The sequence below is a fragment of the Phycicoccus sp. Root101 genome, assembly GCF_001426245.1.
GTDB lineage: Bacteria > Actinomycetota > Actinomycetes > Actinomycetales > Dermatophilaceae > Pedococcus.
The window spans coordinates 176552-194945 of sequence record NZ_LMCM01000009.1; the positions used below are offsets into that span (position 1 = coordinate 176552).

General features: G+C 70.4%; 18 protein-coding genes. 4 read left to right on the forward strand and 14 right to left on the reverse strand.

The annotated features are described in order from the left end of the window. Positions 1–44: 44 nt before the first annotated feature. Positions 45–827 carry an isoprenyl transferase gene (locus ASC58_RS15530; protein ID WP_056919946.1) on the reverse strand — a complete coding sequence of 261 codons (783 nt, stop codon included), beginning with the start codon at positions 825–827 and terminating at the stop codon, positions 45–47. Continuing rightward, positions 824–1705 (reverse strand): DNA repair protein RecO, encoded by an 882-nt coding sequence (gene recO / locus ASC58_RS15535; RefSeq protein ID WP_082553369.1) that lies wholly within the window; start codon positions 1703–1705, stop codon positions 824–826. Before recO ends, ASC58_RS15530 begins: the two co-directional genes overlap by 4 nt. 77 nt (positions 1706–1782) lie before the next feature. Between recO and ASC58_RS15540 the strand changes: the two genes are divergently transcribed. The 3 genes from ASC58_RS15540 (at position 1783) to ASC58_RS15550 (ending at position 4202) form a co-directional block, all read left to right on the forward strand. Continuing rightward, complete coding sequence (locus ASC58_RS15540; RefSeq protein WP_056919947.1) at positions 1783–2268, forward strand: HIT family protein; 486 nt, start codon at positions 1783–1785, stop codon at positions 2266–2268. Between the two features lie 33 nt (positions 2269–2301). After that, positions 2302–2931, forward strand: a complete 630-nt coding sequence (locus ASC58_RS15545) for an alpha-ketoglutarate-dependent dioxygenase AlkB (protein ID WP_056919948.1) — start codon at positions 2302–2304, stop codon at positions 2929–2931. A gap of 77 nt (positions 2932–3008) precedes the next feature. Continuing rightward, positions 3009–4202: a hypothetical protein gene (locus tag ASC58_RS15550; RefSeq protein ID WP_056919949.1), complete on the forward strand. Its 1194-nt coding sequence runs from the start codon at positions 3009–3011 to the stop codon at positions 4200–4202. A gap of 119 nt (positions 4203–4321) precedes the next feature. Here ASC58_RS15550 and leuA read toward each other — a convergent pair whose 3' ends face one another. The 5 genes from leuA to ASC58_RS15575 form a co-directional block, all read right to left on the reverse strand. Continuing rightward, positions 4322–6061 carry a 2-isopropylmalate synthase gene (gene leuA, locus ASC58_RS15555; RefSeq protein WP_056917650.1) on the reverse strand — a complete coding sequence of 580 codons (1740 nt, stop codon included), beginning with the start codon at positions 6059–6061 and terminating at the stop codon, positions 4322–4324. 204 nt (positions 6062–6265) lie between these two features. Next, positions 6266–7303 (reverse strand): 1-aminocyclopropane-1-carboxylate deaminase, encoded by a 1038-nt coding sequence (locus ASC58_RS15560; RefSeq protein WP_056919950.1) that lies wholly within the window; start codon positions 7301–7303, stop codon positions 6266–6268. A gap of 2 nt (positions 7304–7305) precedes the next feature. Continuing rightward, on the reverse strand, positions 7306–7995 hold the full coding sequence (locus tag ASC58_RS15565) for a GntR family transcriptional regulator (RefSeq protein WP_056919951.1): 690 nt from the start codon (positions 7993–7995) through the stop codon (positions 7306–7308). A gap of 32 nt (positions 7996–8027) precedes the next feature. After that, positions 8028–9290: an MFS transporter gene (locus ASC58_RS15570; RefSeq protein WP_056919952.1), complete on the reverse strand. Its 1263-nt coding sequence runs from the start codon at positions 9288–9290 to the stop codon at positions 8028–8030. Then, positions 9287–9886 carry a helix-turn-helix transcriptional regulator gene (locus tag ASC58_RS15575; protein WP_235529266.1) on the reverse strand — a complete coding sequence of 200 codons (600 nt, stop codon included), beginning with the start codon at positions 9884–9886 and terminating at the stop codon, positions 9287–9289. The genes ASC58_RS15570 and ASC58_RS15575 overlap by 4 nt, the downstream gene beginning before the upstream one ends. A 105-nt stretch (positions 9887–9991) precedes the next feature. On the opposite strand from ASC58_RS15575, the gene ASC58_RS15580 reads away from it, so the two are divergent. Next, positions 9992–10888, forward strand: a complete 897-nt coding sequence (locus ASC58_RS15580) for a GNAT family N-acetyltransferase (protein WP_056919953.1) — start codon at positions 9992–9994, stop codon at positions 10886–10888. Between the two features lie 101 nt (positions 10889–10989). On the opposite strand, the gene ASC58_RS15585 is transcribed toward ASC58_RS15580, so the two are convergent. From ASC58_RS15585 to ASC58_RS15615, 7 genes are all read right to left on the reverse strand, one after another. Beyond that, a complete protein-coding gene (locus ASC58_RS15585) occupies positions 10990–12024 on the reverse strand; it encodes an aspartate-semialdehyde dehydrogenase (RefSeq protein WP_056917655.1) in 1035 nt (344 codons plus the stop codon). A gap of 44 nt (positions 12025–12068) precedes the next feature. Beyond that, positions 12069–13898, reverse strand: a complete 1830-nt coding sequence (locus ASC58_RS15590; RefSeq protein WP_056919954.1) for a BCCT family transporter — start codon at positions 13896–13898, stop codon at positions 12069–12071. Positions 13899–14125: 227 nt separating this feature from the next. Further along, positions 14126–15097: a GTPase Era gene (gene era / locus ASC58_RS15595; RefSeq protein WP_056919955.1), complete on the reverse strand. Its 972-nt coding sequence runs from the start codon at positions 15095–15097 to the stop codon at positions 14126–14128. Next, on the reverse strand, positions 15094–16416 hold the full coding sequence (locus ASC58_RS15600; RefSeq protein ID WP_056919956.1) for a hemolysin family protein: 1323 nt from the start codon (positions 16414–16416) through the stop codon (positions 15094–15096). Before ASC58_RS15600 ends, era begins: the two co-directional genes overlap by 4 nt. A gap of 10 nt (positions 16417–16426) precedes the next feature. Next, complete coding sequence (gene ybeY / locus ASC58_RS15605) at positions 16427–16894, reverse strand: rRNA maturation RNase YbeY (protein ID WP_056919957.1); 468 nt, start codon at positions 16892–16894, stop codon at positions 16427–16429. Beyond that, positions 16872–17945, reverse strand: a complete 1074-nt coding sequence (locus tag ASC58_RS15610; RefSeq protein WP_082553370.1) for a PhoH family protein — start codon at positions 17943–17945, stop codon at positions 16872–16874. The genes ybeY and ASC58_RS15610 overlap by 23 nt, the downstream gene beginning before the upstream one ends. A gap of 24 nt (positions 17946–17969) precedes the next feature. After that, positions 17970–18350, reverse strand: coding sequence for a histidine triad nucleotide-binding protein (locus ASC58_RS15615; protein ID WP_056919958.1), 381 nt, complete (start codon positions 18348–18350; stop codon positions 17970–17972). Between the last annotated feature and the right edge of the window lie 44 nt (positions 18351–18394).

An 18394-nucleotide genomic window follows, 5' to 3' on the forward strand; every position in this document is an offset into this window, starting at 1 on the left:
CGACAACCGTCCACTGCGACGGCGGGTTCGGTGCCGGCTGACGGCTAGCTGCTGGGGACGTCGACGGCGCCCCCGTACCGGCGGTCACGCTCGGCGTACGTCTGGATCGCGGCCCAGAGGTGGCGCCGGTCGTAGTCCGGCCACAGCGTGTCCTGGAAGACCATCTCGGCGTACGCGCTCTGCCACAGCAGGAAGTTGCTCGTCCGCTGCTCCCCCGAGCTCCGCACGAACAGGTCGACGTCCGGCATGTCCGGCTCGGGCAGGTGGCGCGCGATGGTCTTCTCGTCGATCGACCCCGGCCTGAGCTTGCCCCGCTGGACCTGCTCGGCGATCTTCTGCACGGCGTCGGCGATCTCCGCGCGACCGCCGTAGTTGACGCAGAAGTACAGGGTCAGCCCCGTGTTGTCCTTGGTCAGCTCCTGCGCGGTCTCGAGCTCCTTGATGACCGAGCCCCACAGCCGCGGACGTCGGCCGACCCAGCGCATCCGAACGCCCCACTCGTGCAGCTGGTCACGGCGACGACGGATGACGTCGCGGTTGAACCCCATGAGGAAGCGCACCTCGTCCGGGCTGCGCTTCCAGTTCTCCGTCGAGAACGCGTAGGCCGACAGGTGGGTCACACCGATGTCGATGGCCCCTGCGACGACGTCGAGCAGCGCCGCCTCACCGGCTTCGTGGCCCTTGGTGCGGGCCAGCCCGCGCTGGTTGGCCCAGCGGCCGTTGCCGTCCATGACCACGGCCACGTGGTTGGGCACGAGCTCCCTTGGCAGAGATGGCGGTTGGGCTCCGCTGGGGTGGGCAAACGGCTTCGCGTATGACGCGCTCACGCCTGGGCCGCCCGGGCTGCGGCGTGCGCCTGCTCGACCTTCGTCACGGCCGCGAATGCGTCAGCGAAGCGCTCGTCGACCGGTTCGGTCGCCGTCAGCGGGACTGCTGACCACGTGACGCGGGAGCTGGACGGGTTCAGGGCGTCGGGGTCTCGTCGGTCCACGAGGCGCAACGATCGCACACCCCGCTCGAGGTGCCACTGGAGGAACGCGCTCGCCAGCGTGCTGCCCTCCCGGCGGTGCCGTCCGCTCGACGCGTCGGCGATCGACCAGTCGCCGGCGAGCAGCGCCGCGAGGAGGGACAGGGTCTCCGGAGCCGGCGCGGCGGAGCCGGGCGGGCGGCACACCGAGCACACGGTGCCTCCAGAGGCCAGGTTGAACGCGCGGTGCGGACCCTCCGCGCCGCACCGTGCGCAGTCGTGGAAGCTCGGCGCCCAGCCGGCGACGGCGAGCGCGCGCAAGAGGTAGGCGTCCAGGACGAGGCCCGGGTCGTGGACGCCTTCGGCCATCGAGCGGAGCGCGCCCTGGAGGAGGAGGTACTGCTGGAGGTTGGGCTCACGCTCCTCGGTGAGCCTGTCGGCGGTCTCGAGCATCGCCGCCGCCGCGGTGTAGGTCGTGTAGTCGCGGGCGAGCACGTCCCCCCAGGAGGCGAGGGACTCGGCCTGGGTCACGGTGTCGAGGTTGCGGCCCTCGTAGCACTGGACGTCCACCATCATCGCCGGCTCGAGCCGCGCCCCGAAGCGGCTCTTGGTGCGACGCACCCCCTTGCCCACCACGCGCACCTTGCCCAGCCCGCGGGTCAGGAGGGTGACGATGCGATCGGCCTCGCCCAGCTTCTGGGTGCGCAGGACGATGCCTTCGTCGCGGTACAGGGGCATGGCCCCATTGTCTCCCACGGGCGGCAGGACGCAGGGAGGCGGTGCCGTGCTCACCGCGTCCACTACTCTCCGGGCCCATGACGGACTGGCGACGGGACCGCGTGGGCGCCGCCCTGCGCGACGAGAACCCCACGGTACTGAGGCGGTTGGCAGCCGGCTTCGCGGTGATGGGGGACGTGCAGTTCCTGCCCGGTTACTGCGTGCTCATCACCGACACCCCCGGGGTCGACCGGCTCACCGACCTCCCGCGTGCGCGCCGCCTCGAGTTCCTGGCCGACATGGAGCTGCTCGGCGAGGCGGTCCAGGGCGTGTGCGCCGACCGCGACCCGGCGTTCCGCAGGATCAACCTCGAGATCCAAGGCAACCACGACGCGTTCCTGCACGCCCACGTGTGGCCGCGGTACGAGTGGGAGGGGCCGGACCACACCTGGCGACCGGTCGCCCTGCACCCGATCGAGCGGTGGCGGGCACCGGAGCCGGAGACGGTCCTCGGTCCGCGGCACGACGCCCTCAGGGCCGAGCTCGTCGCCGAGCTGGACAGACTCGGCAGCGCCGAACACTAGAACAGGTGTTCGAATCCGGGTTATGCTCGGGTCATGGCCATGGCACTCCAAGGGTCCCTCCTCGACACCGCCGACGAGATCGAGCTGCACGGACTCGACTCACGCCTGACGCGCACGCAGCTCACCCGCGGCGCCTGGGTGGACTACCGACCCGGCTGGCTCGGGGGCGCCGAACAGCTCTTCGACGCGCTGCACCACGACGTCCCCTGGTACGCCGAGAAGCGCGAGATGTACGAGCGCGTCGTCGATGTCCCGCGCCTGCTCAAGTTCTACTCCGAGGGCGAGGGCCTCCCCCACCCCGTGCTCACCGACGCCCGTGAGCAGCTCAGCGACTGGTATGCCGCGGAGCTGGGTGAGCGATTCGTCAGCGCCGGCATGTGCCTCTACCGGGACGGACGCGACTCGGTCGCGTGGCACGGCGACCGGATCGGCCGGTCCAAGGAGCACGACACGATGGTGGCCATCCTGTCGATCGGGTCGGCCAGGTCCCTCATGCTGCGACCCCGCGGCGGCGGCGAGTCCATCGGGTTCTCCCTCGGCCACGGCGACCTCGTGGTCATGGGCGGATCCTGCCAACGGACCTGGGACCACTGCATCCCCAAGACGAGCCACGCCGTCGGTCCGCGCATCTCGATCCAGTTCCGCCCCCGCGGCGTCCGCTGACCTCGGCGAAAAGCCGCACACCGACCTGCGACCTGGTCCACACTGACTCGGATCCGACCCCCGTCCGAGCAGGAGTGATGAGCAGAGCACGCGACGTCCTCCTGGCGCTGGTCGTGGTCGCGGCGCTGGCGTTCCTCGCTCCCGGCGTCCTGGCTCGCATCGACACCGACCTGAGGGATGCGGTCGGTGGGGTGCGTCAGGCGTCAGGGGCCGGAGCGACCTCCGAGGGCTGGTCACAGGTGCAGAGCGCCTACGAGCTCTCGGGTCCGCTCAGCCGTGAGGGCCTGGGGTACCTGCTCGCGGCCGGGCTGCGGGGCGGCCACCCGTGCCTTCTGGAGATGACGCCGGGCACGAGCCTCCAGTGCAGGACGATGCTCGACACGAACGGACCGGTCACGGCTCTTGCCGGCCACGGTGAGTGGATGCTCGCGGCGACAGGCGCCTCGGGGAACGCACCACGCACCTGGACCGCGGACACCGCATACGTCCGGGCTCCCGACGCCGATGCTGCCGAAGGGCAGCACGTGCCGGTGAATGGTTCGCTCCCGGCGGACGCACGGATCACGGCGGCGGCCATCGACGACGACTCCTACTTCCCCGTCGTGGCTGGAACCGTCCCGGCCGGCGCCACGCAGCGGCTGCAGGTCTGGTCGGTGACCGACACGGTGCAGGGCATCGCTGCTCCCGGTGGAGCGCTGTGCTGCGAGGTGCGACCGGGCAGCGCCGTGGTGGCCGCCGGCACCGACCCGGACATCCTCGTCGCCGCGGAGGTGCGCGGCGCCTCCAGCACCGAGCCCTTCACCGTCCACGCGTGGTGGGGGTCCTCGGACGACTCGGCGCCCGAGGGGAGCTGGGAGTGGCAGGACGTTCCCCTCCCGAGGGCGATGGAGCGCGTCAGCGACGCGCAGGGCCAGACCCTCGACCACTGGCTGGCCGGGAGCACCCACGGTCGACCGGTGGTCATCACCACCAGGTCGACGAGCCGAGGCCTCGTCTCGGTCCCGCTACCGGTCGCCGAGCTGGATCCAGAGCGGCCCACGGTCCTGCTCGCCCGGACCTCGTTCCTCGACGACGGCCTCGTCCTGGCCGTGCAGACCGCCGACGGACCACAGGTCTGGATCAGGCCCGACAGTGGGACCTGGAGCTCGGCGCCGTTGCCGGCAGGCACCATCCTCGACGCCGAGACGGTCGAGGACACCACCTACGTGACCATCCGTGGGGAGGACGGCATCCGCCTGTGGAGCAAACGGCTGCTCCCCGCAGCGCGCTGAGGTCCGACCCGACGGCGGCCCCACGGCGTCCGCTGACGCAACGACGTGCAGTGGCGCCGTTCAACGCGGGCGTCCGGTAGGAGCTCCCGGCGGCGGGCCGCCACTGCACGTCGTCGTGGTCAGTCCTGGTCGCGCAGGGCGCGGTTGACCGCGGACAGCACGGCGGTGAGTGACGCCTTGACGATCGAGCTGTGCAGCCCGACGCCCCACAGGACCCGGTCCCCGACGGCGCACTCGACGTAGGCGGCCGCCCGGGCGTCCCCACCCGAGGACAGCGCGTGCTCGGCGTAGTCGAGGACGCGGACGTCCACGCCGACGGTCGACAGGGCGTCGATGAACGCGGCGATCGGGCCGTTGCCGGTGCCCTCGATGGAGACCTCGACACCGTTGTCCAGCATCGTCGCGACGATGCGGTCGGCACCCCCGGCCTGGCTCTCGAGCGCGTGGCTGATCGGCGTGAACCGCCCCCAGGCGTTGGCCTCGCCGTCGACCGCGGGCAGGTACTCGTCCTGGAAGACGCTCCACAGCTCGGCCGGGCTGACCTCGCCGCCCTCGCTGTCGGTCTTGGCCTGGACGACGCCGCTGAACTCGATCTGCAGGCGACGCGGGAGGTCGAGCTGGTGCTCGGCCTTGAGGATGTAGGCGACCCCGCCCTTGCCGGACTGGCTGTTGACGCGGACCACTGCCTCGTAGGACCGGCCGACGTCGTGCGGGTCGATGGGCAGGTAGGGCACACCCCACACCAGCTCGTTGATCGACTTGCCGGAGGAGGCCACCTGGCGCTCCATGTCCTCGAAGCCCTTCTTGATCGCGTCCTGGTGCGAGCCGGAGAACGCCGTGAAGACGAGGTCACCGCCCCACGGGTGGCGCTCGGCGACGGGCAGCTGGTTGCAGTGCTCGACCGTGCGCCGGATCTCGTCGAGGTCGGAGAAGTCGATCTGCGGGTCGATGCCCTGGCTGAACAGGTTCATGCCGAGGGTGACCAGGTCGACGTTGCCCGTGCGCTCACCGTTGCCGAACAAGCACCCCTCGATACGGTCGGCTCCCGCGAGGTAGCCCAGCTCGGCGGCCGCGACACCCGTGCCACGGTCGTTGTGCGGGTGGAGGCTGACGACGATGGAGTCGCGCCGCTCGAGGTGGCGGATCATCCACTCGATCGAGTCGGCGTAGACGTTGGGCGTCGCCATCTCCACGGTCGCGGGCAGGTTGATGATCATCTTGTGGTCCGGCGTCGGGTCGATGACGTCGGCGACCTCGTTGCAGATGCGGACCGCGAACTCCAGCTCGGTGCCGGTGTAGGACTCTGGGCTGTACTCGTAGTAGACGACCGTGTCCGGGATGGTCTCCTCGAGCTTGCGGCACAGGCGGGCGGCCTGCAGCGCGATGTCGACGATGCCGTCCTGGTCCAGCCCGAACACGACGCGACGCTGGAGCACCGAGGTCGAGTTGTAGAAGTGGACGATGGCCTGCTTGGCACCACGGATCGAGTCGAACGTCCGCTCGATGAGGTGGTCGCGGCACTGCGTCAGCACCTGGATCGTCACGTCGTCGGGGATCATGTCGTCCTCGATGAGCATGCGCACGAAGTCGAAGTCGGTCTGGCTCGCCGAGGGGAACCCGACCTCGATCTCCTTGTAGCCCATCCGCACCAGCAGCTCGAACATCCGCTTCTTGCGGTCCGGGCTCATCGGGTCGATGAGGGCCTGGTTGCCGTCGCGGAGGTCGACCGCGCACCAGCGGGGTGCGGACTCGAGCACCTTGGTCGGCCAGGTGCGGTCGGGCAGATCGACCGCGATCTGCTCCTGGAAGGGCAGGTACTTCGCTACCGGCATGCCTGACGGCTGCTGGGGATGAATCATGTTCTCTCGCCTATCGATTCGTTGCTGGGTGGTTCCGACAGAACCTCAGCCTGGGCAACGCTACTCCGCGACGAGGGGCGGCTGATCGATCAGGCCCCGCCGCGGCGGCGAAGAAGGAGGCGCGAGAGACGCACCTGTTGAGGGTATGCCGCCCGCGCGGCATACGTCCATCGTCACGTGGGCACGGCCCACGATCCGGACGCCTCACGCGCCGGCCCACCCCTCCTCGAAGATGCCGGAGTACGCGTTGAGGGCGGGCTGCCCGCCGAGGTGGGCGTAGAGGACCGTGGAGTCCCGAGGGATCTCACCCGAGGTGACGAGGTCGACCAGCCCTGCCATGGACTTCCCCTCGTAGACCGGGTCGATGATCATGCCCTCGAGGCTCCCGCTGAGCCGGATGGCGTCGATCGTCGACTGGACGGGGATGCCGTAGAGGTCCCCGGCCCACCCCTCGAGGACGCTGACCTCGTCCTCGCGCAGCTCACGCCCGAGGCCGATGAGGTCCGCGGTGTGCTGGGCGATGCGACGCACCTGACCACGCGTCTTGTCGATCGTCGCCGAGGCGTCGATGCCGAGGACGCGTCGCGGCCGACCTCCCGCGTCCTCGAGCGCGGCGAACCCGGCGATCATGCCGGCGTGCGTCGAACCGGTGACGGTGCAGACGACGATCGTGTCGAAGAAGACGCCGAGCGCCTCCTCCTGCTCGGCGACCTCGTAGGCCCAGTTCGCGAAACCCAGTCCGCCGAGGCGGTGCTCACTGGCCCCGGCCGGGATGCCGTAGGGCGTCCCGCCGGATTCCTCGACCTCGCGCAGTGCGTCCTCCCACGAGGAGCGGATGCCGATGTCGAAACCGTGCGGGTCGAGCCGGGAGTCGGCACCCATGATGCGCGACAGCAGGAGGTTGCCCACCTTGTCGTTGACCGGGTCGTCCCAGTCCACCCACTTCTCCTGCACCAGCCGGCACTTGAGCCCGAGGTGCGCGGCGACGGCCGCGACCTGCCGGGTGTGGTTCGACTGGTAGCCGCCGATCGAGACGAGCGTGTCGGCGCCCGACGCGAGGACGTCGGGGACGATGTACTCCAGCTTGCGGGTCTTGTTGCCACCGAAGGCGAGACCGCTGTTGACGTCCTCCCGCTTGGCCCACACCTGCGCCCCACCGAGGTGCTCGGTCAGGCGGGCCAGCCGGTGGACCGGGCTCGGGCCGAAGGTCAGAGGGTGGCGAGGGAAGTCATGGATGGACACGGTCAATCTCCTTGTTCTGCAACGGTTGCAGCATCGTGGGCCAGGGAGTCCAGGAGCGGCTCGAGGGTCTGCCAGGTCTCGAAGGACACCCGCGCGGCTGCGTCGACATCGCCCTGTTCACAGAGGTCGACGAGGCGCGCGTGCAGCACGACCGAGCCCCGACCCGCCAGGGAGGCGAACCGGAGACGCTCGACGCGCCGCAGCACGGGTGTGTACTGCTCGAGGACGGCGGACACCGCCGCGTTGCCCGCAGCCGCGACCGGTATGCCGTGCAGCTCGTCGTCCGCCTCGAGCGCCGCGTCCGCGTCCCCGGCCTCGAGTGCGGTCGCGAAGCGGAGGTTGGCCCGACGCATGCGCTCGACGTCCGAGCTCGTCAGCTGGGGCACGGCCTCGCGCACGGCGAGCTCGTGCATGGCAGCCACCACCGCCTGGGCATCGCGGACGGCTCGGGCGTCGAGGGACGCGACCGTCGTCGAGCGGCCGGGGAGCGCGCTCACCAGGCCGGCCTGCTGGAGCCGGAGCAGGGCCTCCCGCACCGGGGTCCGGCTCACCCCGAGCCACGCCGCGAGCTCCTGGTCGCGCAGCTGCTCGCCCGGCTGGAGCGTGCCGTCGACGATGGAGTCCCTCAGGCGGAGGTAGACGTCGTCACGCAGCAGCGCCCGCGGCGCGATCGAGGACTCGGGGACAGGCACGCGATATATTGCATATCACTCGGCTCCTGCGGTCAAGTCCCGCGTGCGGACTCCGCGACGCCGTCGAGATCCTCGATGGTCCGGGTCCGGCCGATGGGCGACCCCACGAGCCACAGCACCGCGAGGGTCCCACCGGCCGCAGCCAGGTACAGCGTCGGGGCGATGCCGATCCACTCCCCCAGGAACCCGCCGAGCACCGCACCCAGCGGGCGGACGCCGTAGTTCACGGTCGAGAAGGCTCCCGCCACCCGGCTGCGGATCTCGTCCGGGACGACCGCGGTCTGCATCGCGTTGAGGGGCACGTCGAGCCACATGACGCCGAGACCGGTGACGAACTCGACCAGGGCGAGCACGCCGGCCCGCAGCCACAGGGGCCCACCGGCCAGCGGCAGCAGGGCGACCGGCGCAGAGAACAGGACGCCCCCCACCATGATGGTCCGCCCCATCCCGAGGACTGCGGTCGCCCTGCGGGACAGCACGGCGCCGAGCAACCCACCGCTGGCCCCGACCCCGAGGGCGAGACCGATGCCTCCGGCCGAGAGTCCCAGCTGGCGGCTGGCGAACAGCACCAGCAGGGCCGCCACCACGAAGTTGAAGAAGTTCACGGTGGTGGCGAAGGCCAAGGAGACCCGCAGGTACGGGTGGCGCAGCACGAGCGCCATACCCTCTCGGGCCCTGCGCAGGAGCGGGGCGGCGCCCTCGCGGTCCACCGGCGGGTCCTGCACGTCCACTCCCCCGATGAGCACCGCGGATGCCGCGAAGGTGACGGCGTCGACGAACATCGCGACCGGGGCCGTCAGCAGCTGGATCAGGCCACCGGCCGCAGCCGGGCCCGCGACGAACGAGAAGGAGCGCGTCGTGCTCAGCAGGCTGTTGGCCTCGACGTACTGGTCACGACGCACCAGGGCGACGAAGAAGCTGGGGTAGGCGGTCTGGTAGAGCACCTGTCCGAGCCCGGCGACCAGGGCCACGACGAAGAGCTGGGCCATCGTCACCAGCCCGAACCAGTGGGCCACGGGCAGGCTGAGCAGGACCGCGCACCGGAGCAGGTCGGCGAGGACCAGCAGCCGCCGCTTCCGCTCGTGGTGGTCGACCCAGGTGCCGACGAGGAGGGACAGGAGGTTCGGGGTCCACACGGCGGCGGTGAGCAGCCCCACCGTCGGGGCACTCGCGTGCAGGGTCGTCACGGCGATCAGTGGGAGCGCGAGGTCGGTGATCCGGTCGCCGAACTGCGAGATCCCCTGACCCACCCAGTAGCGCCCGAACCGGTGGTCCCGCCACAGCGGCCGTGTCACGACGCCGGCGCTTCGGGGAGGACGTAGCGCAGCATCCGGACCGGGCGTGCGCCCGGTTCCGGCGCGGACCCCTTCGAGCGCAACACGTATGGCGCGAGGACCTGTTCGATGGCGGCCTCGATCGTGTCGAGCTCGTCCGCGGTCACGACGACCGTCGTGTTGGACAGGCCGGCCGACCGGCGCCACCCGTCCTCGAGCAGGGGCTCGGTCTCGCGGACCCAGCGCGCGGGCAGGTCCTGGGCCTGCTCGAACAGGACGCGGGACAGCAGCGTGGCCGCGTCGCGGCCGGCCTCGTCAGCCGGCGGCGTGAACCGGAACCCCCGACCCACCGCCTCCCACCAGCGCTGCCGCCCGTCGGACTCCACCTCGGCGTCGCGGACCAGGCCGTGCTCGGCGAGGTGCCGCAGGTGCCAGCTGGTGACCGAGGGCGTCGCGCCCACCTCGGGGGCGAGTGCCGTCGCGGTGCTGGGACCGTCCTTCTGGAGCCGGCTGAGGATGGCCAGCCGGGTCGGGTGGGCCAGGGCGCGCATGCCCCTGGGCGTGAGCTCGACGTCGTCGTACGGGTTGGACACCGGACCTCCCGGAGGCTGTGCCACTGATGTGAGAGAACTGTTTCGAGAGGACTCTCTCACGAATTGCACGAGCAGGCCAGAGCGGAAATCCACGTGCGCACACCTCACCCCGCCCGCCACGATGGCGGCATGAACCTGCCACCGGGTCTCGTGGCCCGCCCCCTCGTGATGTCCGACGCCTCGGCGGTCCACGCGCTCTTCGCCGCAGCCGAGCTCGCCGACACCGGTGAGGTCGCCGTCGAGCTCGAGGACATCGAGGGTGGCTGGCAGCGACCCAGCTTCGACCTCGAGCAGGAGAGCATCGGGGTGTTCGAGAACGGGACCCTCGTCGCGGCCGGCGAGGTCTACAAGACCCGTCGCGCCGAGGCCACCGTCCACCCTGACCATCGCGGCCGCGGCATCGGTACCTGGCTCGCCCGCTGGGTCGAGGACTGCTCGCGGCGGCGTGGGGGCAGTCTCGTCGGCCAGAGCGTGCCGGTGGGCGGCTCCGCGGAGAGGCTCTACCAGTCGCTCGGCTACCGCGAGGGTTGGCGGGCCTGGGTGCTGGTCGTCCCCGAGGGCGCGGCGATCGAGCCCCAGCCGCTCCCCCGCGGGTACGTGCTGCGCGACCTCGTCGTCGGCGAGGACGAGGAGACGGCCTACCGGCTCGTCGAGGACGCGTTCAACGAATGGCCCGACCGACAGCCCAGCACGTTCGACGACTGGGCCGCGAGCACGGTGCGCCGGCCGGGGTTCGAGCCGTGGCAGATCCGGTTCGCCGTGGACGACCGCGGCACCGCCGTCGGGGTCGCGTTCCTGATCGTGACCGAGGGGTGCGGGTACGTCGACCAGCTGGCCGTCCGCAGTGACCAGCGCGGGAAGGGCCTGGCCCGGGCGCTGCTCGTCGACGCCTTCGCTCGCGCACGCGAGCACGGCGCCGCCCGCAGCGAGCTGTCGACCGACTCACGGACCGGCGCCCTCCCGCTGTACGAGCACGTCGGGATGCAGGTCAGCCAGAGCTACCAGCACTGGATGACCGACGTCTGACGGTCAGCCCTCCGGCGCGAGGGCACGACGAAGGGTGGCGATCTGCCGCCTCGGACGGGCCTGAAACGGCAGATCGCCACCCTTCGCGGTGGTCACCGGCGTCAGCGGCGCTTGAGCAGCTCCTCGGCGATCTGCACGGCGTTGAGGGCGGCACCCTTGCGCAGGTTGTCGCCGACGACGAACAGCACCAGGCCCTTGCCGGCCGGCGCGGCCTGGTCGGCACGGACCCGCCCGACGTAGACGTCGTCGCGCCCAGCCGCCTCGAGCGGGTTGGGCACCTCGGACACCACGACGCCGGGCGCCTTGGCCAGCAGCTCCAACGCTCGTTCGGGGCTGATCTCGCGGTCGAACTCGGCGTGGATCGCCAGCGAGTGGCCGGTGAAGACGGGCACCCGGACGCAGGTGCCCGAGACGAGCAGGTCGTCGATGTGCAGGATCTTGCGCGACTCGTTGCGGAGCTTCTGCTCCTCGTCGGTCTCCAGCGAACCGTCGTCGACGATCGACCCGGCCAGCGGGATCACGTTGAACCCGACGGGCACGGCGTACACGTTCGGCGCGGGGATCTGGACCGAACGCCCGTCGAGCGCGAGGTCGGCGGGCTCGCCCGCGGCATACCCGCCACGCAGCTGGCCGTCGAGCTCCTGCACGCCCTTGCCTCCCGAGCCGGAGACGGCTTGGTATGACGCGACGGTGAGCCGCACCAGACCCGCCTCGTCGTGCAGCGGCTTGAGGACCGGCATGGCCGCCATCGTGGTGCAGTTGGGGTTCGCGACGATCCCCTTGGGGATGGTGTCCAGGTCGTCGGCGTTGACCTCGCTCACGACCAGCGGGACCTCGGGGTCCTTGCGCCAGGCGGAGGAGTTGTCGACGACGATCGCGCCGGCAGCGGCGACCTTGGGTGCGAGCTCCTTGGAGGCCGCTCCCCCGTTGGAGAACAACGCGATGTCGATGCCGGAGAAGTCAGCGGTCGCCGAGTCCTCGACGGTGACCTCGCCACCGGCCCACGGCAGCGTCGTGCCGGCAGAGCGCGCCGACGCGAAGAAGCGGATCTCGTCGACCGGGAACGCCCGTTCGGCGAGGAGTGCACGCATGACCGAGCCGACCTGCCCGGTGGCCCCGAAGACACCAATTCTCATGGGACCAAGGATAGGTCGGCTCGGTCGTGCAACGGTTCAGCGGCTCACGATGTGGCAGAACCTGCGCGCACATCGGCAGTCTCGAGCTCGTCCTCCGGACCGCTGCCGGTCACGGGCGCGGTCGGCACCAGGTCGCCGACGCCCTCACCGGGAGCGGACTCCTCGAACGTCAGGGTGAAGTCGTCACCGTGCTCGGTGACGCCCGCGACGACGGCCTGCTCGACGGCAGCCACGGCATACGCGCGACGCACGATGAGCGGGTCATTGCTGAGGTCCTTCACCAGGGCGACGGCCAGGCCGATCATCACGATGAGGAACGGCAGGGCCGCCACGATGGTGATGTTCTGCAGGCCGGACAGGGCGTCCTCGCCACCCACGAGGAGCATGACGGCGGCGACGGCACCGGTTGCGGCGCCCCAGAAGATCACCGTCTTGCGGCTCGGGGCCAGGGTGCCGCGCTCGGAGAGCGTGCCCATGACGATCGAGGCGGCGTCGGCGCCCGACACGAAGAAGATCGCGACGAGGACCATGACGAGCACCGACGTGACGGTCGACAACGGCATGTGCGAGAGCATCTCGAAGAGGGTGCCCTCGGTGGATCCGGCTCCGGCGAGGTCGGTGCCGCTGCGCTGCAGGTCGATGCCCGCGCCACCGAAGATCGCGAACCACACGAGCGAGACGACGCTCGGCACCAGCAGCACCCCGGTGACGAACTGGCGGATGGTGCGACCGCGCGAGATGCGCGCGATGAACATGCCGACGAAGGGCGTCCAGCTGACCCACCAGGCCCAGTAGAAGATCGTCCAACCGGAGAGCCAGGTCTTCATGGCGTCGCCCCCGGCCGCGTCGGTGCGCGCGGACATCATGGCCAGGTTCTGGAAGTACGAACCGATCTCGGTGGGGACGAGGTTGAGGATGAAGACGGTCGGGCCGACGACGAAGACGAAGACCGCGAGGGCCAGCGCCAGCACCATGTTGATGTTGGACAGCCACTGGATGCCCTTGGCCAGCCCGGAGACGGCCGACAGGATGAAGCAGACGGTCAGGACGGCGATGATGCCGACGAGCACCATGTTGCCGGTCTTCCCGAGCCCGCCGACGATCTGCAGGCCCGAACCGATCTGGAGCGCGCCCAAGCCCAGCGAGGCGGCCGAACCGAACAGCGTCGCGAAGATCGCGAGCATGTCGATGACCCGACCGGCGGGGCCGGCGGCGCGCTTCTCGCCGAGCAGCGGCGCGAACGCCGAGCTGATGAGCAGCGAACGCCCCTTGCGGAAGACGCCGTACGCGACGGCGAGCCCGACGACCGCGTAGATGGCCCACGGGTGGAGCGTCCAGTGGAAGAGCGTCGTGGCCATGGCGTTCTGCACGGCCTGCGGGTTGCCGGCGGCACCGGTCCCGGGCGGCGGCTTGACGAAGTGCGACAGCGGCTCGGAGACCCCGTAGAACATCAGGCCGATCCCCATGCCGGCGGAGAACATCATCGCGATCCACGAGACCGTCTTGAACTCCGGCTCCTCGTCGTCGCGCCCGAGCGGGATGCGCCCGTACTTGCTGGCGGCGAGCCAGATGACGAACAGCACGAACCCGGAGGCGACCAGCGAGAACAGCCAGCCCATGTTGTGCACGACCCACCCGAGCCCCGCGCCGGACGCCGAGCTCAGCGTGTCGGTGCTGAGGAATCCCCACAGCACGAACGCGATCGCGATCGCCGCGGTGACGCCGAACACGATGGTGTCGACCTTCTGCGGCTCCTCGGCAGGGTGCTCCTCGATGACGGGGTCGAGGGCGGGGTGGGGCGTGTCGAGGGCTTCGTTCTCGCCCGTGGCCTGGGCCGGTGCGGCCGGGCCTGTCTTGGTCAGTGTCGAGTCCACGTGGTGTAGGCGCCCTCGTTGGGGAGGGCGCCGCTCCTTCGCTGTTCTGGATTGGTTGCGTATCAAAACCGTCGTTGGTCGACCGCCCACTGTGCCGAGAAGCACGGCACATCTCAAATCGCGGATGCCGGGAACTTCCCGCGCACCTGCCCAAAACCGTTGCAGCACAATCGATCCCACGTATGTCGTGAGCCTCGCCACGGTGGGCCGGGATCGTCGCGAGCGGGTCAGAAACCCAGGCGCTGGAGCTGCTTGGGGTCGCGCTGCCAGTCCTTGGCGATCTTCACGTGCAGGTCCAGGTAGACCTTCTGGCCGAGGAGCTCCTCGATGCCCTGACGGGCGTTCGTGCCGACCTCGCGCAGCCGCGACCCGCCACGACCGATGATGATGGCCTTCTGCGACGACCGCTCGACGAACACGTTGACCCGCACGTCCAGCAGGGGCTTGTCCGCGGGACGGCCCTCACGCTGGACCATCTCGTCGACGACGACCGCCAGGGAGTGCGGCAGCTCGTCGCGGACGCCCTCGAGGGCGGCCTCCCGGACGAGCTCGGCGATCATGACCATCTGCGGCTCGTCGGTGAGGACGCCCTCCGGGTACAGCGGGCCGGGCGACGTGGGCAGGTAGCTCGACAGCACCTCGGTCACCTCACCCACCTGTGACCCGTCCACGGCGGAGCAGGGGACGATCGCGTCCCACGAGCCGAGCTGGTCGATGGAGATGAGGTGCTCGGCCAGGCGCTGGCGGTCGACGCGGTCGGTCTTGGTGGCGATGGCCACGACCGGACGACGCTTGCCCTGCTGGATCTCCTTGAGCTCGCGGGCGATGAACCCGTCGCCGGGGCCGATCTTCTGGTCCGCCGGGAGACAGAACCCGATGACGTCGACCTCGAGCAGCGTCTCGCGGACGACGTCGTTGAGCCGCTCCCCCAGCAGCGTCCGGGGCTTGTGCAGGCCCGGTGTGTCGACCAGGACGAGCTGCGCCCGCTCGTTGGTGACGATCCCGCGGATGGTGTGGCGGGTCGTCTGCGGCTTCGAGGACGTGATGGCGACCTTGTGGCCGACCATGGCGTTCGTCAGCGTCGACTTGCCGGCGTTCGGGCGCCCGACGAGGCAGGCGAACCCGGCGAGGTACGGCTTCTCCTCCGACGGTGACCCCGCGGCATACCCCTCGGTCGGTCCGGTTCCGCTCTCAGTCATGACACTCCCTCGCGCTCGGGCTCCACCGTAGTGCGCTCGGGCACCCCCTCGTCGCCACCCTCGTGCCGCTCCGGCAGGCGCGACACGATGACGGAGGCGATCCGGTGCCGGCGACCAGCCATCCGCTCGGCCGTGAGGGCCAGCCCGGCGACCTCTGCGCGCGACCCGACGATGGGCACCCGGCCGATGCTCTTGCCGATGAGCCCACCGACGGTGTCGACCTCGTCCTCCTCGATCTCGACGTCGAACTCGTCGGCGAGGTCGTCGATGTCCATCGTCGCCGGCACCCGGAACGTGCCGTCGCCGAGGTCCTCGACCCCCGGTGCCTCCCGGTCGTACTCGTCGGCGATCTCGCCCACGATCTCCTCGATGATGTCCTCGATGGTGACCAGTCCGGCGGTGCCGCCGTACTCGTCCACCACGACGGCGAAGTGGCTCTGGTCGCGCTGCATCTCGCGCAGCAGGTCGTCGACCGGCTTGCTCTCCGGGACGTAGTGCATCGGTCGCATCTGCGTCGTCACGGGCAGCGACCCGGCCTCGTGGTCGGCGTTGACCCGCCGCGCTACGTCCTTGAAGTAGAGCAGGCCGAGGATGTCGTCCGAGCCGTCGCCGACGACGGGGATGCGCGAGAACCCCGACCGCAGGAACAGCGACATCGCCGAGCGCAGGGTCTTCTCGCTGTCGACGGTGACCATGTCGGTGCGCGGGACCATGACCTCGCGGGCCACCGTGTCACCGAGCTCGAAGACGGAGTGGATCATCTCCCGCTCCCCGGCCTCGATGACGGCGCTCTCTCCGGCGAGGTCGACGAGGTCGCGCAGCTCGGACTCGCTCTGGAACGGGCCGTCACGGTAGCCACGACCGGGGGTCACGGCGTTGCCGAGCGCGATGAGGACACGGGCGACCGGGCCCAGCAGCGCACGGAGCCACACGATGACCGGTGAGGCGATGAGGGCGACGGCGTCGGAGTTCTGCCGTCCGAGCGTGCGCGGCGAGACCCCGACGACGACGAACGACACCAGCGCCATCACCCCGATGGCGATGAGCAGCGGTTTCCAGAACCCGTCGACGAGGTCGACGGCGCCCAGTGTGATGAGCACGGCTGTCGTCGCCTCGGCGATGACGCGCAGGAACGCCGTGACGGACAGGTATGCCGCGCTGTCGCCGACGATGCGCATGAGCGACGCCGACCCGGGTCGCTTCTCCTCGAGCAGCTCGTGGGCGCGCACCCGGGACATCCGCCACAGGGCTGCTTCCGCGGCCGAGAGGAGGAAGGCGACCGCGATGCTGAACAACGCGGCCAGGACGAGACGGGTCATCGGAGCACCATCAGCCGGCGGGTCGACCACGGCCCGCGAGGAACGTCAGCAGCAGCTGGCGCTGGAGCTCGAACATCTCGCGCTCCTCCTCGGGCTCGGCGTGGTCGTAGCCCAGCAGGTGCAGGATGCCGTGGGTCGTGAGGAGCAGCAGCTCCTCCTCCGTGGCATGGCCGGCCTCGGCCGCCTGCTTCGCCGCCACGGACGGGCAGAGCACGATGTCGCCGAGGACACCCTCCTCGGGCTCCTCGCCCACCCGTCCCGGGCGCAGCTCGTCCATCGGGAACGACATCACGTCGGTCGGACCCGGCAGGTCCATCCACTGCACGTGGAGCACCTCCATGGCCGCCTCGTCGACGAGGCGCAGGCAGAGGTCCGCACCGGGGTGCACCCGCATCTCGCCCAGGACGTACCTGCTCAGGGCCACCAGCTCGAGCTCGTCGAGCTGGTGGTCGGTCTCATTGAGAACGTCGACGCTCACGCTGTGCCCGCCCTCCCTGCTGCTGTCCGTGCGTCTCGCCCTGCAGGTCGTCCCAGCGGCCGTAGGCGTCGACGATCGCACCCACGAGGCGGTGACGGACGACGTCCTGGGGGCTGAGGACCGAGAAGTGGATGTCGTCGACACCGGTGAGGATGTCGCGGACCACCCGCAGGCCGGAGCGCGACCCGTCCGGGAGGTCAACCTGGGTCACGTCACCGGTCACGACCATCTTGGAGCCGAACCCGAGACGGGTGAGGAACATCTTCATCTGCTCGGGCGAGGTGTTCTGCGCCTCGTCGAGGATGATGAACGCGTCGTTGAGCGTGCGGCCACGCATGTAGGCCAGCGGGGCCACCTCGATCGTCCCGGCAGCCATCAGGCGCGGGATCGACTCGGGGTCGACCATGTCGTGCAGCGCGTCGTACAGGGGACGCAGGTAGGGGTCGATCTTGTCGTTGAGCGTGCCGGGCAGGAAGCCGAGCCGCTCGCCGGCCTCGACCGCAGGACGGGTCAGGATGATCCGGTTGACCTGCTTGGCCTGCAGGGCCTGGACCGCCTTCGCCATCGCGAGGTAGGTCTTGCCCGTGCCGGCGGGACCGATGCCGAACACGACGGTGTGCTTGTCGATCGCGTCGACGTAGTGCTTCTGGTTCAGTGTCTTGGGACGGATCGTGCGGCCGCGCGAGGAGACGATGTTCATCGTCAGGACGTCGGCGGGCCGTTCGGTCGTCTGGGCGCGCAGCATGCTGATCGAGCGCTCGACGGCATCGCGGTTCAGCGGCTGGCCGCCCTCGATCACGAGCAGCAGCTCGTCGATGGTCCGCTCTGCGAGGGCCACCTCGGCACTCGGGCCGGACAGGTGGAACTCGTTGCCGCGGACGTGGATCTCCAGCTGCGGGAACGCTCGCTCCATCGTGCGGAGCAGCTCGTCGCGGGGTCCGAGAAGGGTGACCATCTGGACCTGCGGAGGGATCTCGACGGTGTGGGTGGGCAGGGAGTGCGCGCCCTCGGGCGTGCCCCCCGGCGTGGTCGGTTGATCTGCTTCAGGCATGGTCCGCCCAGTCTACGGTGCCGCTCAGCCGGGCGGCCACGTCATTGCCCGCCCACCCAGCACGTGCAGGTGGGCGTGGAAGACGCTCTGCTGGGCGTCGGCACCCGTGTTGAACACCGTGCGGTAGCCGCTCTCGGCGATGCCCTCCTGCTCGGCGACCCGGGCCACCGCGGCCAGCAGGGCGGCCGCGTCCTCGGGCCGCTCGGCGGCGAGAGCGGCCGCCGTCCGCACGTGGTGGCGCGGGATGACCAGGACGTGGGTCGGGGCCTGGGGTTCGAGGTCGCGGAACGCCACCGTCGCCTCGTCCTCGTGCACCACCGTGGCCGGGATCTGCCCCGCCACGATCTTGCAGAAGAGGCAGTCGGGGTCGGTGCTGCGCTCCGTCGAGCGGGTCGGATCGGTCATGCAGGCGAGGGTATCGGCGCGTCAACCTCGGACGCTGGTTGCGC